The 15,658-nt window shown below is 39.2% G+C and carries 17 protein-coding genes and 1 tRNA gene; 7 read left to right on the top strand and 11 right to left on the bottom strand.

Features of this window, described 5'->3' with window-relative positions; translation table 11 throughout:
* Positions 1–5 precede the first annotated feature (5 nt).
* From LBQ60_01215 to LBQ60_01205, 3 genes are all read right to left on the bottom strand, one after another.
* The gene (locus LBQ60_01215; protein MDR2036521.1) at positions 6–1,190 is read right to left on the bottom strand and encodes a hypothetical protein; all 1,185 of its coding nucleotides are present in this window, start codon (positions 1,188–1,190) and stop codon (positions 6–8) included.
* A 229-nt stretch (positions 1,191–1,419) separates the two neighbouring features.
* Positions 1,420–1,493, bottom strand: a tRNA-Ala gene (locus tag LBQ60_01210).
* 45 nt (positions 1,494–1,538) lie between these two features.
* Complete coding sequence (locus LBQ60_01205) at positions 1,539–2,384, bottom strand: ATPase (GenBank protein ID MDR2036520.1); 846 nt, start codon at positions 2,382–2,384, stop codon at positions 1,539–1,541.
* Between the two features lie 410 nt (positions 2,385–2,794).
* Between LBQ60_01205 and ispG the strand changes: the two genes are divergently transcribed.
* Positions 2,795–4,306: a (E)-4-hydroxy-3-methylbut-2-enyl-diphosphate synthase gene (ispG, locus tag LBQ60_01200; protein ID MDR2036519.1), complete on the top strand. Its 1,512-nt coding sequence runs from the start codon at positions 2,795–2,797 to the stop codon at positions 4,304–4,306.
* On the opposite strand, the gene rsmA is transcribed toward ispG, so the two are convergent.
* The gene (gene rsmA, locus LBQ60_01195) at positions 4,303–5,073 is read right to left on the bottom strand and encodes a 16S rRNA (adenine(1518)-N(6)/adenine(1519)-N(6))-dimethyltransferase RsmA (GenBank protein ID MDR2036518.1); all 771 of its coding nucleotides are present in this window, start codon (positions 5,071–5,073) and stop codon (positions 4,303–4,305) included. The two genes, ispG and rsmA, sit on opposite strands and share 4 nt — an antisense overlap.
* Before the next feature lie 195 nt (positions 5,074–5,268).
* On the opposite strand from rsmA, the gene LBQ60_01190 reads away from it, so the two are divergent.
* The 3 genes from LBQ60_01190 to rsmI are packed head-to-tail and all read left to right on the top strand — an operon-like array spanning position 5,269 to position 7,177.
* Positions 5,269–5,658 (top strand): gliding motility-associated C-terminal domain-containing protein, encoded by a 390-nt coding sequence (locus tag LBQ60_01190; GenBank protein MDR2036517.1) that lies wholly within the window; start codon positions 5,269–5,271, stop codon positions 5,656–5,658.
* A gap of 5 nt (positions 5,659–5,663) precedes the next feature.
* Positions 5,664–6,440: a hypothetical protein gene (locus tag LBQ60_01185; GenBank protein MDR2036516.1), complete on the top strand. Its 777-nt coding sequence runs from the start codon at positions 5,664–5,666 to the stop codon at positions 6,438–6,440.
* A 32-nt stretch (positions 6,441–6,472) separates the two neighbouring features.
* Positions 6,473–7,177, top strand: a complete 705-nt coding sequence (gene rsmI / locus LBQ60_01180; protein ID MDR2036515.1) for a 16S rRNA (cytidine(1402)-2'-O)-methyltransferase — start codon at positions 6,473–6,475, stop codon at positions 7,175–7,177.
* A gap of 96 nt (positions 7,178–7,273) precedes the next feature.
* On the opposite strand, the gene LBQ60_01175 is transcribed toward rsmI, so the two are convergent.
* The 7 genes from LBQ60_01175 to LBQ60_01145 all read right to left on the bottom strand — a co-directional run bounded on the left by LBQ60_01175 (position 7,274) and on the right by LBQ60_01145 (position 12,907).
* The gene (locus LBQ60_01175; protein ID MDR2036514.1) at positions 7,274–8,914 is read right to left on the bottom strand and encodes a glycoside hydrolase family 32 protein; all 1,641 of its coding nucleotides are present in this window, start codon (positions 8,912–8,914) and stop codon (positions 7,274–7,276) included.
* Positions 8,915–8,979: 65 nt separating this feature from the next.
* On the bottom strand, positions 8,980–10,296 hold the full coding sequence (locus LBQ60_01170; protein ID MDR2036513.1) for a pyridoxal phosphate-dependent aminotransferase: 1,317 nt from the start codon (positions 10,294–10,296) through the stop codon (positions 8,980–8,982).
* A 30-nt stretch (positions 10,297–10,326) separates the two neighbouring features.
* Positions 10,327–11,016 carry a hypothetical protein gene (locus tag LBQ60_01165; protein ID MDR2036512.1) on the bottom strand — a complete coding sequence of 230 codons (690 nt, stop codon included), beginning with the start codon at positions 11,014–11,016 and terminating at the stop codon, positions 10,327–10,329.
* A 165-nt stretch (positions 11,017–11,181) separates the two neighbouring features.
* Entirely contained in the window at positions 11,182–11,385 is a 204-nt protein-coding gene (locus tag LBQ60_01160; protein MDR2036511.1) for a hypothetical protein, read from the bottom strand.
* Complete coding sequence (locus LBQ60_01155; GenBank protein MDR2036510.1) at positions 11,330–11,773, bottom strand: vitamin K epoxide reductase family protein; 444 nt, start codon at positions 11,771–11,773, stop codon at positions 11,330–11,332. The genes LBQ60_01160 and LBQ60_01155 overlap by 56 nt, the downstream gene beginning before the upstream one ends.
* Before the next feature lie 249 nt (positions 11,774–12,022).
* On the bottom strand, positions 12,023–12,184 hold the full coding sequence (locus LBQ60_01150) for a hypothetical protein (protein MDR2036509.1): 162 nt from the start codon (positions 12,182–12,184) through the stop codon (positions 12,023–12,025).
* Between the two features lie 249 nt (positions 12,185–12,433).
* Positions 12,434–12,907 (bottom strand): ISAs1 family transposase, encoded by a 474-nt coding sequence (locus LBQ60_01145; protein MDR2036508.1) that lies wholly within the window; start codon positions 12,905–12,907, stop codon positions 12,434–12,436.
* Positions 12,908–13,162: 255 nt separating this feature from the next.
* Between LBQ60_01145 and LBQ60_01140 the strand changes: the two genes are divergently transcribed.
* From LBQ60_01140 to LBQ60_01130, 3 genes are read left to right on the top strand one after another with little or no spacing between them, the layout of a single operon-like run.
* Positions 13,163–14,023 carry a glycosyltransferase gene (locus tag LBQ60_01140; GenBank protein MDR2036507.1) on the top strand — a complete coding sequence of 287 codons (861 nt, stop codon included), beginning with the start codon at positions 13,163–13,165 and terminating at the stop codon, positions 14,021–14,023.
* Positions 14,020–14,964 carry a glycosyltransferase gene (locus tag LBQ60_01135; GenBank protein MDR2036506.1) on the top strand — a complete coding sequence of 315 codons (945 nt, stop codon included), beginning with the start codon at positions 14,020–14,022 and terminating at the stop codon, positions 14,962–14,964. Before LBQ60_01140 ends, LBQ60_01135 begins: the two co-directional genes overlap by 4 nt.
* A 29-nt stretch (positions 14,965–14,993) precedes the next feature.
* Positions 14,994–15,284, top strand: a complete 291-nt coding sequence (locus tag LBQ60_01130) for a hypothetical protein (GenBank protein ID MDR2036505.1) — start codon at positions 14,994–14,996, stop codon at positions 15,282–15,284.
* Positions 15,285–15,658: the final 374 nt, after the last annotated feature.

The following is a 15,658-nucleotide window of genomic DNA, read 5'->3' as shown; positions in this document are numbered from 1 at the left end:
ATAAATTAAATCAGGCTAGAATACTTATTAAAGCCACTATCAATGGCCTTGTTTACATTCAAATAAGAATCGCTATTTTTATTAAATAACTCTCTGAAAAAATATGTAAAAAACATCCGTTGTTCTACCCCTATTTTTTTAGCTCGGTTCTTAATTTCATCTAACTTGCTAAGCAAATTTAGCATCACATCTTCTTTGGTAATGCCATTATCTTCCAGTACTATCCTTTCAATATCAGTCTTTATTGAATCAAAACCTGTTATAACTTCCAAGTCCTTTAATTTTCCTACTGCAGCTCCAAAGCCAGATAATGTTTGGGCTTTTGTGAAAATCTGTAATACATCTTTTCCAAATGCACTATTTATATTGTCGAATTCATCACTTTCGAATTTCCAATCCTTTGTAAGAGCATCTATTTTAATGATTAATTCATTATATGTAGATATATAATCTTTAAATAAATCAGAGGAACCGTTTTCTAACGCTAATTTCTCTAAATTCTGAATATTTTCTAATAATTCATTTCTATTTATTCCAAGTTCATCTCTATCTAGGTAGGAGCTAAATCCTTCTATTACATCTCTAAATTGATATTCCCCTATCTGGGTTATTCTTTTCGAATCAGTTTCTTTAAATAGTGATATATTGCTTATTGGCTTTTCTATATAATCAGAATACAATATTTCTATTTGATGTCTGATAGACATAGGTGTTTGTCCTGTATTTAAAGTTAACATTCGATACAAGATTCCTATTTTGTTAACTCCCAAATAGATCTCAATACGGATACTATTATCAAGTACTCTTTTTAAAGTTTCCTCGTCTTTTTCTTTGAGCAACTCTGCTTCAAGATCTAATATTTGATATGTCCTTTGAAGACCGTCTAATATTATCAAATTTTCAGCGGTAAATAGTTCAGTTATTTGCTCTTCTTTAATATCATAAGGATTCAAAAGATGCCCCATTTTTTCAATTTTTACGGCTAAAACAATAGGTGGCATTGTGCAATTACTTCGAAGGTCCTTTTTTAATAAAGCATATACAGTGGAAGAGTTTTTTACTTTTCTTCTTTGGAACTCATTATTTTTAATTATATTCTTTGCAACGTTTAAATATTCCTTTATTGACATATCTAATAATACATTTACGGCATTTATCCTCCCGTCCCTAATTTTAGATGCTAATTTCATATAATGATTATCAAATTAATTCCTTAATAATACAAAGATAAGTTTTTTTGCAAAAAGTGTATCATAAATATCTGCGAACAAAATACATTGAAATCACTATGGATATTTATACTTAGTCCAAAAATTTGAGGCATACTATATGCACAACAGAAATACATTTTGTGGGCAAATCGTGGGCGCATGAAATAAAAAAGCCTTACGTTGTTTTCGTAAGGCTTTGATTCTTAAGTGGAGATAAGGAGAATCGAACTCCTGACCTTTTGACTGCCAGTCAAACGCTCTAGCCAACTGAGCTATACCCCCGTTTTGGCTGCAAATATACAACATATTTACAGAAAACAAAATATTTCACCGTCGAAAAGCAGCTTCCAGATGATACCGGATCAAACCGTCCATCGGATTCTGCGTAATACTCCCTATGTTTACACCCAACGAACCGGCCACTTCTTCCAGGTTTTTCCTGAAGATAAAAGCGACACTTCCGGTAAAATGAACCAGCATTTCCGCAACATGCTCATATTTCATCACATTTCGCAGGAAAAACTCTTCAAAAGCCCGGTTCACTAATGCATATATTTCCGGCTGTCCGATGTATCGGGCTATAAAACGGGTATATTGCGCCAGATAACGATTGGGAAAAGGTTTACGATAGGTATTTTCCAGTATCTCTTCCACCGTAACCGGATAATTCGCAAAAAAAATATCACTAATGGGCTGGGAGAACTGTTTTTTCAGAATATCCGACAACAGCTTCCTTCCCAAATATGCTCCACTGCCTTCATCACCCAGAATAAAACCTAATGGCGGAACATTGCTGACGATTTTGTTCCCGTCATAAAAACAGGAATTGGAACCAGTACCTAAAATACATGCGATCCCTCTCCTGCGCTGACACAAGGAACGCGCAGCAGCCAACAGATCGGTATGGATCTCTATCGATTCCGTTTTGAAGAAATTCGAAAGAACTGCCGATAATATGCCTTCTTTTCCGGGTAAAGCTCCGGCACCATAAAAATATACAGATGAAATATTATTCCGGGGAAGGATCATTTCTTCTTCCAGCACACGCCGGATCTCCTCCCCTGAAAGGAAAAAGGGATTGATACCACCGGTGTTACAGATACGTGTGTTTCCTTCCGCATCTATCAACGCCCATGTCACTTTAGTGGAACCACTTTCAGCAATCAGTATCATATCTCACATGAAATTTGAAGCGGGAAGATAATGAAAATAAACGATTCTTCAAAATGGCCCGGTTCCAAATATAATACCAGACCTTTGAATACGTCTAAAATCAAAAAAGATATCAGGTTTATCAACTGCATATGATACTCCATAAAAGGTTATCTCCAACACTGTAAAGAAGTGGAAAACAATTTAAATCATCCATATGAAAAACCCGTTCAGTACAGTAGATAATTGCCTGCCTGAAAAGTAAAATCTCCATGATTTTTCCCGGGAACCTGAAATTTCCGGAAAGAGCCTGTACCGGATCTTTTGTAAATTTCCCGACTTTATCTATAAACAGGGAATCATTTGATTTGTATCTTTGTAGTGAATACGGAAAAATTGATTTTTTTGCTCCGCCTTAACTAAATATATAAATGATGCGCCATTCCACCCATACCGTCCATATAGGGGACATTCCACTGGGGAGTAATTATCCTGTAAGGTTACAATCAATGGTGAATACCCAAACCATGGATACTAAAGCGACGGTAGGGCAATCCATCCGTATTATTGAAGCCGGAGGAGAATATGTCCGTATCACGGTACCCGGAATCCGTGAAGCCGAACATCTGGCTGTCATTAAACAGGAATTATACCGCCGCGGTTACCGGGCACCTTTGATTGCAGATATTCATTTTAACCCTAAGGCCGCTGAGACAGCTGCCCGGATCGTGGAAAAAGTACGTATTAATCCGGGAAATTATATCGATAAAAAAACATCTGTTCCTGCTGAATATACAGAAGCAGCATATACCTCTGAGTTGGAACGGATGCACGAACGCCTGCTTCCCCTGATCAATATCTGTAAAGAATATGGTACTGCCATACGTATAGGAAGTAACCACGGCTCATTGAGTGAACGGATTGTCCACCGTTATGGTGATTCTCCTCTGGGAATGGTGGAATCGGCAATGGAATTCCTGCGTATCTTCGAGGCCGAACAATTCGACCAAGTGGTGGTGTCGATGAAAGCCAGTAATGTACACGTGGTCATTGACTCTACCCGGCTATTGGTCCAACAGATGGAGAAAGAAAATATGTCCTTTCCCCTACATTTAGGTGTAACGGAAGCCGGGGAAGGTGAAGACGGCCGTATAAAATCGGCCGTAGGCATTGGAACCCTGTTACTGGACGGCATCGGTGATACCATCCGGGTATCACTGACCGAAGATCCCGAGGCAGAAATACCTGTAGCAAAAAATATCGTTCAATACTGTACTTCCTCTAAAGTATCAAAACTGCACCCTCAACTTCAATCGAACAATTCCCAAAAACCGGTAATCTGGATAAAAGAAGAAGGACTGTCTCCGGAAAAGATACAAATCATAGACCTGAGCCATCAACAACCGGCATTCGATGTTTCCGGAAGCATCGATGAAGATTTTCCTGTAGTGTTAAAAAAGACATATACCGATACGAATATTGAGGATATTTATGTGAAATCAGCCTGTGACTTTGGTCCACTTCTGTTGGATGGTATGGGAGATGGTATACTGATGGAAATAGCCGGGGAAAAAGACAATAAATTATCGTCAGAAATAGCTTTATCCGTATTACAAGCATGTCGTTTAAGGATGAGCAAACCGGAATACATTTCATGCCCTTCTTGTGGAAGAACTCTTTTCGACCTACAGGCTACCGCTGCCCGGATACGGACCCGTACATCTCATTTGAAAGGGTTGAAAATAGGGATCATGGGTTGCATCGTCAACGGACCCGGTGAGATGGCAGATGCCGACTACGGGTATGTGGGTACCGGACCCGGAAAAATCACCTTATACAAGCAACGCGAAATTGTGAAACGAAATATTCCGGAAGATCAGGCTGTTGAGGAGCTGGTGAACCTGATCAAAGCGAACGGAGACTGGAAAGAAGCAAGTTCTTAGCTTTCCTCAATAAATTGCGTTAGTTCTATAAAATCCTGAACGCTCAACTGCTCAGGACGCTTGCTAAGTACAGGATTGTCTCTTCGATCTGCGGGTAGAAGGGATTTCAAAGAGTTGCTAAGCATTTTGCGCCGCTGGTTAAAAGAGGTTTTTACCACCTGTACGAATAATTTCTCATTACAGGGTAAACTCTCCACATCATTACGTACCAGACGAATCACTCCGGATTTTACTTTCGGGGGAGGTGTAAAAACATGCTCATGAACGGTAAAAAGATAGTCAATATGATAAAAAGCCTGTAGCAAAACGCTGGTGATCCCGTATGTTTTCGATCCGGGAGGTGCAGCAATTCGCTCGGCTACTTCTTTTTGCAACATCCCTACTACTTCTTTTACCAGGTCCCTGTTTTCAAGAATCTTAAAAAAGATCTGTGTAGAAATGTTATATGGAAAATTTCCGATAACCGCAATTTTTCCGGTATAATGGTCATGCAAAGGATACCGTAGAAAATCGGCAACAATCAATTTTTCTTTTATTTCCGGATACCGGCTCTCCAGATAAGCAGCAGCATCCGGATCTACTTCGATAAACCGGGTGTCATAACGATTTTCCTGTAATAAAAATGGAGTCAGTGCGCCCATCCCCGGCCCTACTTCTATGACATGATTGATTCCTTCCGCTTTAAGGGCCGATACTATTTTCGCCGATATAGCCTGGTCGTTCAGAAAATGCTGACCGAGTGATTTCTTTGGAGTTAAATGTTTCATTTCCGGCAAAGATAATGATTCATCGCTCAAATTCATACGATAAATTACTCCTTGAAGGGCATTGTGGTTTGTTTTCGAAAAATAAACATTATTTTTGTCTTCTGGAATGCAACAAATTAAGCATGTTATACGTATGTATAGACGGATGCTATTTGCTTTAACACGCCGGAATTGATGGCGATAGAGTTAGAATAAATGAAAATCAGAAAATTAACATTTTTCTTGGTAGTCTTTACAGGTTGTTTGACATTTGTTTTTGGAAAAACTTCCAATTACCTTACCTATACAGCATTGGATGCAACAGCGGCTAACGATTCTATCGTTGCCCCCAATGTATTTACACCGAATGATGATGGTATCAATGATGTATTTAAGGTAACCTCCAGTAATGGAGGTACTGTGTCATTAAAAATATTCACCCGTGCAGGGGTATTGGTATTCAGCATCAAGGCAAAAATCTGTGAATGGGACGGCCGTTCGTCATCCGGTGAAAAAATGGCCAATGGCGTTTATTATTATACAGCTGAGGTGCCCGGTTCATCTCCTAAAATTTCAAAAGCCGGATTTGTACATTTATTCAGGTAAAATATATGCAACATCAAGATTGTACGGAATATCTGGAAAAAGAACTTGATTTCTTAAAGATATTGATTCACCGTTTTCATGATCAGAAAAAAGTATCTAATCTGGAACTGGACATAGCTATACTGAAAGCACAGGATATTTACGAGCATCTGTTAAGGTTGAAATTGATGCCCGAACCCGGTAATCCGGAAAAGGAAAAACAGGTGATTGCAAAAAAAGCAGAGGTTCCTTATATGGAAGAAGAAAAAGTATCAGAGCCTGTTGTACCAAAAGTTGAATCATCAAAGATACCCGAGAAACAACCGGAAATCAAGGATACTATTTCCTCACCGGTAGAAAAACCTGAAAAAAAGATCCCAGAGATAAAAGAAACGGTCCCGGTTCAGGAAAAGGAATTACCTAAGGAAGAAAAACCGGCTTCGATCACCCTAAAAACCGAAGCTGCTATTTTAGCCGAAAAATTTAAAGTATCCCAGCAACCGATCAACGAAACACTGGCACGGAAAAATCAGACAGCCGACCTTTCAAGCCGTTTACAAACAGCACCATTACAAAGTATCGCTGCCGGCATAGGTTTAAATGAACGATTCCTGTATATCCGTGAATTATTTCATGGCAATAATGATGCATACAATGAAGCTGTCAAAAAATTAGATACTGCTACATCACTGGATGAAGCGCTGGATTTCATCGAACAACGATTTAACTGGAATATGGAGACCGAAACCGCTCAGAAATTTGTTCATCTGATCCGCCGGAGACACGCCGGAAATGGAGCATAAACATTCATCAAGAACTTTATAATCCGACCAATTTGAATACTTCCCTGGATGGTAAATTATATATCGTACCCACCCCTATCGGGAACCTGAACGATATGACATTCCGAGCTGTCGATATATTAAAGAAAGCGGATGTTATCCTGGCCGAGGATACACGCACCAGCAGCCATTTGTTGAAGCATTTTGAGATCAGTAAACCCATGATTGCCCATCATAAATTCAATGAACACAAATCATTGAATCAGGTTATTGACCGGTTAAAATCCGGACAAACCATTGCCCTGATTTCCGATGCTGGCACTCCTTCTATCTCCGATCCCGGATTCCTGATCGTCCGTGAATGTATTGCCCATGACATTGAAGTAGAATGCCTGCCCGGTGCTACTGCGTTAATTCCGGCTTTGGTCAATTCCGGATTTCCCAGTGACCGTTTTTGTTTTGAAGGATTCCTTCCGTTAAAAAAAGGACGGCAGAAACGATGGGCAGAATTATCGGGGGAAACAAGAACTATTATCTTGTATGAATCACCCCATAAATTACTGAAAACACTTAATGAGATTCAAACTCACCTGGGTGAAAACAGAAAAATATCCGTTTCCAGGGAATTAACCAAATTACACGAGGAAACCCTGCGGGGAACCGTACAGGAACAAATCAATGAATGGGACAACCGACCTGCTATCAAAGGTGAAATCGTAATTGTGATAGAAGGAAAACAAAAAAGAATGGAAAATTGAGAACCTTTAGCTCGGAGAAGCCAATTGAGAATGAAAAATTACTAAAACTTATTTTCAATCTTCTATATTTACATATACCCAGCCGAATTTCAATTATTATTTCCAGATAGAACTAACGGAATATACTTCCAGGTTTTTGATCAGGATACTGTTTCCCCAGAAAGATAAACCGTTTTTATTATTTTCGTCGATACGCTTTTCCATAGAATAAGAATAAGCGCCTCCATCAATGAATATTTCAATGCTTGTTTTGTCTATGTATATGTCGGCAGTCAATTCCATACTTATCATATCTTCAGGCGAATAGAATTTCCCATTGATTGTATTAAAATTCATATCGTAATCCAGGATGCGTTGTCCGGACAAATCCAGACCGGCGCTGGTAGCATGTGATAGTTGAATAGTTGTTTTTATCCTTAGGAGATCAACATGGCTATATTCTTTCAATTTTTCATTGGCATCATTTGAAGAAAGGGAGGTCCACTTTTTTTCCAGAGTGAAAAGCCGGTCTAGTTCCTTAACAGGAGTACTGAACAGGCGGGGCCCGTCTTTAGTTGTACGTAGGGTAAGTTCGGTCGGCATCAGCATTTGCCCGTTAAAAGGCATACCCGGGTGGGATACTCTTCCCCAGCCTATCTGGATACGCCGGCCATCATTTTCCGGTATATTGGCAAAAGTTTGTGCGGCATATAAAGTTCCTGTAGTATAGTAATATTTCCCGGCCTCAGGTTTGAATTCTTTTCCGTTGAACGAACCTATCATATAAGTACCTGATGCTCCGTACATGATCCATTTAATATTTTTTTTATCACCATCAACAGGTAATGGGAACAGTTCCGGACATTCCCAGAATCCGGTGATATGACTCTCAAAAGTCCACTCTTTCAGATCAAGTGACGAGTAGATGGAATGTCCGTCTCTTTCATTCAATACCATTACCCAATGGCCTAATGGTTCATACCGGAATACCTTAGGATCACGCGTATCTTTACTGTTCCATTTTTCTTTAGAATCAATCACCGGATTATGCTGATACTTTGTCCATGTGCGCCCCTTATCATGACTATAAGCAAAACACTGTACCTGCTTTTCCGGGCTATCTGCAGTATAGAAGGCAATCATAGCCGGCCGAGTGCCTTTATTGAATCCTGCTGTATTCTTTTCATCTATTAAAGCTGTTCCGGAAAAAACAGTCCCGTGTTCATCAGGATATAAAGCTAGCGGTAATTCTTTCCAGTGCACCAGGTCGTTACTGACGGCATGCCCCCAATGCATGTTTCCCCAATCCCTCTCATAGGGGTTATGCTGATAAAATAAATGGTATTCCCCGTCATAATAGATCAGTCCATTGGGATCATTGATCCATCCGCAGCGGGTAGTAAAATGGAACTGCGGCCGGTTTTTTTCTTTATAAATTTCTTCCTGATTCCTGATTTGATCCGACTGATAGATATGATCAAGGCCCGTCTGATTCCCCTCATAGCTGATGGTGATCGTCTTTCCTTTCAGGATGGAAACATCGCAAAAAACCCAATAGTCCGGATCTTTTTCAGCCAGGCGTATATCAAAAGTCCGCTCGGAAACATTTTTTATATTAAAATGCATCCTTGCCCTTTTTTCTTTGTGAGAAACAGGAAAGTTCAGGTATTGCTTCGTTATTTTAAGGGTTATTTCCTTAGCATTCAGCGAAAGAATACATAATGTCATAAATCCCAGTAATATTTTTATTCTTTTCATAGGAATAAAATTTATTCAATTCAAAATTTCGAATTTAAAATTCAAAATTGAGTGAAAACAGAATTTTAAATTTTGTGGTCTTGCTGAAATGCTTTCAATCTGGCTTCCAAATCAGGAAACTGCACCGGTTGTGTCTGTGAAACACAGGCCCTCAACCCTTCACTTCTCTCACTTCCTGTGATATCCAGCGTAATAGCACTGATCCCGTAATACAGCAATTCTTCCAGTAATTTACCACCCGAAAAACCCGGATAGGATATGGTGAAATAAAATCCGTCAGCCAACGGATGATCTTCATCCTTATCATAAACGATCCGGAAACCATAACGAGTGAAGAGTTCTTTCATAATCTTCGCCTTATCTCCATACGCCTTTACTTCCTGCAAAAAATTATAGGTCCCATCGTTGGCAGCCTTTAACATTGCAGCAAGGGCATATTGTGCCGAATGACCAGTTCCTGAAGATATGGCATATAAAGCCCCGTAAACAGCGGCATGCCCGAAGTTATCCGAAGAGTAATAACGCTTCAGGTCAGGATAATGACGGGCATATTGTTTGTTCCCGATCATCATCAGAGCAATGCGTTCTCCGGCATAACTGAATACCTTGGAGCCGGAAAAAAGGATCAGGTAATTATCGGTATAGTGGCCTACCGACGGCTGATATGGAGCACTGCCGCATCCAAAATAATCCTGACGGAAATCCATTCCGAAATATGCCAGGTCTTCCATGATGATCACATCATATTTCGTCGCTAATTCGCCAATAATACGTAATTCATTTTCCGTAAAACAGATCCATGACGGATTGTTCGGATTGGAATATACGATGGTATGGATATTTCCCTCTTTAAGGTATTCTTCCAGTTTTTCACGCAACTTCGTTCCACGGTAATTGTAGACATCGAAAGTCTTGTATTTTAACCCCAATACCTGATGTTGCTGCTTCTGGACAGGAAAACCAGGATCGATAAACAAGGTATACTCTTTACCGGTATGACAGCGGCTGTTGACCATAAAAGCCGTAAGGCTGGCCTGCATCGACCCTACGGTTGGTATGCATCCGGAAGGATCAATATCCAGATCCAGAAACAACCGGGCATAGCGGGAAGCTTCCTTCTTTAGTTCCCCAACGCCTTCTATAGAGGGGTAAATGGCTGCAACACCTTTGCGTAATGCTTCAATCTGGGCTTCTATCCCTACGGATGCAGGAGGAAGACCGGGAACCCCCATCTCCATTTTTATAAATTGTTGTCCGCTCGATTTTTCAATATTACTAACCAACCGGACGACTTCACGGATAGAGGCCCTGCCGATATCTGCCAGACCGCTTTCTTTTTTGGCCTGGTCAACGATATGACGTGGGATCGGAGTATCTGACATGTATTGAACGTATTTTTGATATATATATTTTTATTTTTTCCTGGCAGCAATGGAAAGGATCAATCCCAGAATGATACTGCAAAAAGCTGCAAAAAGGACCTGCATATGTTGTGGTAAAATAAACGTAAGGGTATGTGCAGGTATCCAGAAGAAAGGAATCGTTTTCTTAAAAACAAATCCCCATTGTACTTCCCAGTTAAGACCGGATAGTATTTTACCGACAGGAATGGGTTTCAGCAATGCACCTACTTTTCCTCCATGATTCAGGATATGGGTATCGGTAACTTTATGTAAAGTCATAAAAACAGGAGCAAAAGAAGTATTCATCATGACACTGATAAAAAACGCACCACATAATTTCATCCCTGAAAATCCCATGGCCATAGACTCTGCAACACCATTAAACAATGAAAACCGATCCAGATATCCGGGAATTCCTTTGCTGAAAACACCCATCGCAAGGGCAATCCACATCCCCAAAAGTCCCCATACAATACAACGGGGCAATAATCCGTATCCGGGTGCCGTATATTTACCGGTCTTGATCCTTAACCCGAGCATCTCTCCGAAAGTGGCCAAGACAGCAAATTTTATAAAAGCCATGACCAGGGGATAAGCCGCATTGAAATTGTTGTATCCCTGATAAACACTGTCAAAAATAAAGAAAGGAGCCAACACCAAAACGACAATTAAAATAACAAAGAGATCAGTTTTTTTCATGATGAATACATTTTAAAGAATTTTCAATATCACTCATTTACCGGACAAATTTTCACAATAACGTTGCGAAGATAATAATTAGCAGGAATTATTTATTCAAAAAGTACTGAAACATATTAAATTTAAAAAGAAGAACCAGGTTTTATTCGCAAAATAACGAATTTTCTATTGTTGACCGCTAAATATTTTCTTTACAGGCATAAATAATCTTTCCAACTGACGGAGATCATCGGTAATGATTTCTGCAGTCGCCTGCATTTCCTGGGTAAACGGCAATTCCTTCCCGTAAGAAGTCATCAATCCGTCTGGAAAACTAATTTCCACAATATAACTGTCGCCGGATGGCACTATGGAAATATGATGAACCATTCCCTTGACTATTGCGTACTCCTGATCCGGAAAATTCAGGAAGCGGATATTTGCCGATTGTCCTTCTTTCACCTTCCCTGAACCGGCAATCGGGCCTTTGTATCACAAATGCTTGTATTGATAGTGACCATAAAGTAAAGAGCAAAGCGACCAATACAAAATACCATAACGGAGAAACCCATATATCCAACCATGTTGACAGGCTCACCCACATAGGGGAAGTAATAAACCATACTGCACCCAGTTCGGCCCACGAAATAAAACCAAAAATTTTGGAAAAACAGGAACCGACCACTTTATCACAGTCTATTTGGGTTCCCTGCTTACAAAATTTACTAGTGATCCGGTTCGACTGGTGAAATTCTCTTCCAATCAACACAAAACTGATACATATGCCGCATTCGTTAAATAGGGCAAACGTATGAAATTAAGTAATCAATTTTATGAGATAATTTAAGTCATAAGCTGCTTTTAATCTTCGTTTCTTAAGGCTCAACTTACTATCATCCTCTCTGATGATTTGCAAAGCCAGTTTTCTTAATAAAGAAAGATTTTCAACAGCATATCCTTTTCTTGCTCTACAGGCATCCTCTCTAAAAGTTACATCCAGATGCCAATGCAAGTGATTTTCTATTCCCTAATGCCCCCTGACTAATGCATTAAAATAACCAGCGCTTAGATTTTCTTCATCACTGATATAATAACGGGTTTCCTTGCTTTGTGTTTCTTTAATCTGTCGTGTTGCTTCTATCTTTACCAATGTTTTCAACCCTTTCCATTGACTCAGGTTCTCTTCCAATAAAACAAGCTCTGCTTTTAATATACTGCATTTGCGGGTTTCGTAACGACCGTGGTCGTACTTCCATTCTTCCGAAATGTTATCTGCACGGCATGTCTTAAATCTACTTTCTACATCTGTGAAAAGTTCCTCCTGATTACCTTTTTACGCAAGCAGATAATGCCCTTTCTTATCTATGATGATTTCGGCTATTTAGCGTTGACAGCCTATAGCATCAATACTCACAACAGCATTTTCAATGTCAATTTCTTACAATAGGGCAGGACTGGTTGTAATTTCATTACTCTTATCTTCTACTTTTTTCTGACCTATACATAAGTTGTTTTCTGAAACCCATACATTGATAATATAGAAACCTGCATTGCCCCATGTTTTGGGATTGGCGCCTTTGACTTTTTTCCCGTCAAAACAGATTTGCTTTTCCGACAAAATATCCAATACCTCTCGTCCGTGAGATTCTAAACAGCCCCCAAGTACAGAAGGTTCCAATACCGAAAACACTCTATTAAAGGTGTCATGAGAAGGTATTCCATTTTTCAATTCTAAAAATTCTTTCAAAAATTCTTCATGCGTGTTACCAAATAAGACCATATCTTCATAATCTTTCCCATGGCTCAAATAGGTCAAAAGTCCTATTATCAGCATATCGCACAACTTATGGTGACACTTCTTCTCTATACGAAAGTCTGTCACTGACTCGAAATAACTCTTGATAGATTCCATACTCCAAAACTACAGATTTCATGCGTTTGCCCTATTGTTAAACAGATAGCAGGGTTGGCTTTGAAGAACAAAAAAATATCAATATTTGTTTGTTTTAAATATTTTTTTATATCTTTGTTTCAAATGTGCTTTAATATTTCATAAGCACATTATATTATACTATGCTTATTTTCAACGATATAAAACCAAAACATGTATTTACATCACGCTAATTATTAGATATTTATCGAAAATCATCAAGCTAATATTTGTCATATGCCTGCAATTACTATTTTAATGCCTGTATATAATGCCAGTGCTTTCCTGAGGGAAACGATGGACAGCATTTTGCACCAAACATTCACCGATTTTGAACTGTTGGCGCTTGATGATGGTTCAACCGATGGGAGTGCGGAAATTATACAATCATATAGTGACGACCGTATACAATATATCTTATGTCCGCATGATTTCATTTCAACTTTGAATTGTGGTTTAGAAACAGCACGGGGAAAATACATTGCAAGGATGGATCATGATGATGTTATGATGCCCGAACGGTTGAAGGTTCAATATGAATATATGGAGCAACACCCGGAAACGGCGGCTTGCGGTTCGGCAATACGGATGTTCGGTTCGCAACGCGGAGACATAATCTGTGAAAGCGAACATGATGATATTGTAAATCTGATGATAAAACACAATCCCATTGCTAATCCAAGCGTTATGATACGGCGGGATGTGTTGATGGAACACAACATCCGTTACAGGCGGGAATATATTTTTGCCGATGATTTTAAAATGTGGGCTGAAATGGCTCAAGCAGGGCTACGACTGCATAATCTGCCTCAAGTTCTTCTTCGTTACAGGCGTTCGTCCGTGCAGGCAACTTCAAAATATTATGCATTGCAACAATCAAATGCCACTGTAATTCAATACGAGATGCTGAACTATCTGTTATCCTGTATTGTTGTAGATTGTGAAGAAAAAGCGGAATTGGACGGGTTTTTGAAAAAATTAGAGGAATTCAATGAACAGTCATTTTTTTCTAAGAATGTATATTTCGATTTTATGTATGAGTTTATACGGGGTCTTCGCTTAAAAGGATGTATCGCCCTCAAAAATGTAACGTCATGAACAAGTTAACAGCTATCATCCCTTTTTTGAACGAAGGAAGCGAAATAGAAAGAACGCTTGCCAGCATACGCGAAACCGCAGGCGAATGCGTAGATATAATACTGATCAACGACTGTTCGGAAGATGACACTGATTACAAAGCCGTAGCCATACAATACGGCGCCAGATACTATTATAATGCAATACGTCAAGGAGTAGCGCGTTCACGGGATATTGGAGTTGAATTATGCGAAACACCTTATTTTATCCTGTTTGACGGACATATGAGGTTTTATTATAATCACTGGTGGAACGAGGTAACTAAAGTCCTTGACAACAATGACCGTGCTGCGTATTGTCTCAGGTGTTTCCCTTTGGATGGACAATTTAAAATAATAGATAGTCCTAAATCTATGGGAGCCTGTATCAATATGGATGATAATTCCGGTAACAGCATATTAGACATACAATGGAGATACATGGATGCTATTCCGGATGAATCATTAATTCCAATATCCTGCCTTATTGGAGCCTGCTATGCAATGAGTAAGCGCTACTGGCAATATCTGAAAGGGTTAAACGGATTGCGCACCTATGGCTGCGATGAGGCTTACCTGAGCCTGAAAACGTGGCTCGAAGGTGGAGTTTGTTTATTAATGAAAGATATCAAGGTAGGGCACATTTTCAGACAAAAAGCTCCTTATGAGATCATCACTCAGGATTTTATCTATAATAAACTTTTGATTGCCGAAACAGTATTTCCAATAGCAAATAAAACTAAAATATTCAGCGAATTACACCGTAGTAACCCGGATGTTTGCGATAAAGCTATGATGATGCTGTACGAAAACCGGCAATTGGTATCTGATTTGAAAAATTATTACCGGCAAATCTTTACACGGGATATCAGTACGTTTATTCAATTCGATCAAAGCCGGGAAACAACAAACAAATTTCAGTGAGTTTTTTTATTAATTTAAAACCAAATTAAATGAACAAATCAATGGTGAGCAAAAAAGAAGAACTGGCTTCAAAGGTCGGGATGCAGTTTGAAGAAGCAGCAGAACTGTTCAGTGATGAAACATTGAACAATATGTTGATGATAAATGTTGTTGGAGGAGCAAGTGGAGATAAATCGGGGTGCGGTTTTGCTAAATGCACTAGTTGTGACAAGGATTACCAATTCTGCAACGGTGCTTTTTGCGGGAACTGCAGCGACAGTTGCGCTGCAACTACTCCCACTCCTACTCCTTCTTCTACGACACCTACGCCTGCAGGGTAATTATGTTTTAATTTTGGGGCGGGGTGTTACCCCGTCCCAAGTTTTTATTATCAATCTTTGCTCATGTATTGAATCTGTTGATTTGCTTATGCATGTTTGTATTTTACAAAAATCATCTTTGTGGTTCATGCACAAAAAATCAGAACCGCAATTGGAAAATTGAACGAAAAAATCTTGATTTCAGGACACACATCAAACGATTGAACAGAAAGATTCATCTGTTATTCAAAGAAGGGGCAAAGACACAACAATGCAATTGGAAAGTATTTCGGACGGTTTTATTTTTGAGTCCGGGAAATTCATGAAATCCGTCGTTTAAATAAAACCATCGGATTTGATATATGATTTTTTTACCATTTAAACAAATTATAAAA

The organism is Bacteroidales bacterium (assembly GCA_031275285.1).
In the GTDB taxonomy this organism is placed as follows: domain Bacteria; phylum Bacteroidota; class Bacteroidia; order Bacteroidales; family UBA4181; genus JAIRLS01.
Note: the sequence above shows the minus strand (reverse complement) of the source record. Positions and strands in the feature narration are given on the sequence as shown.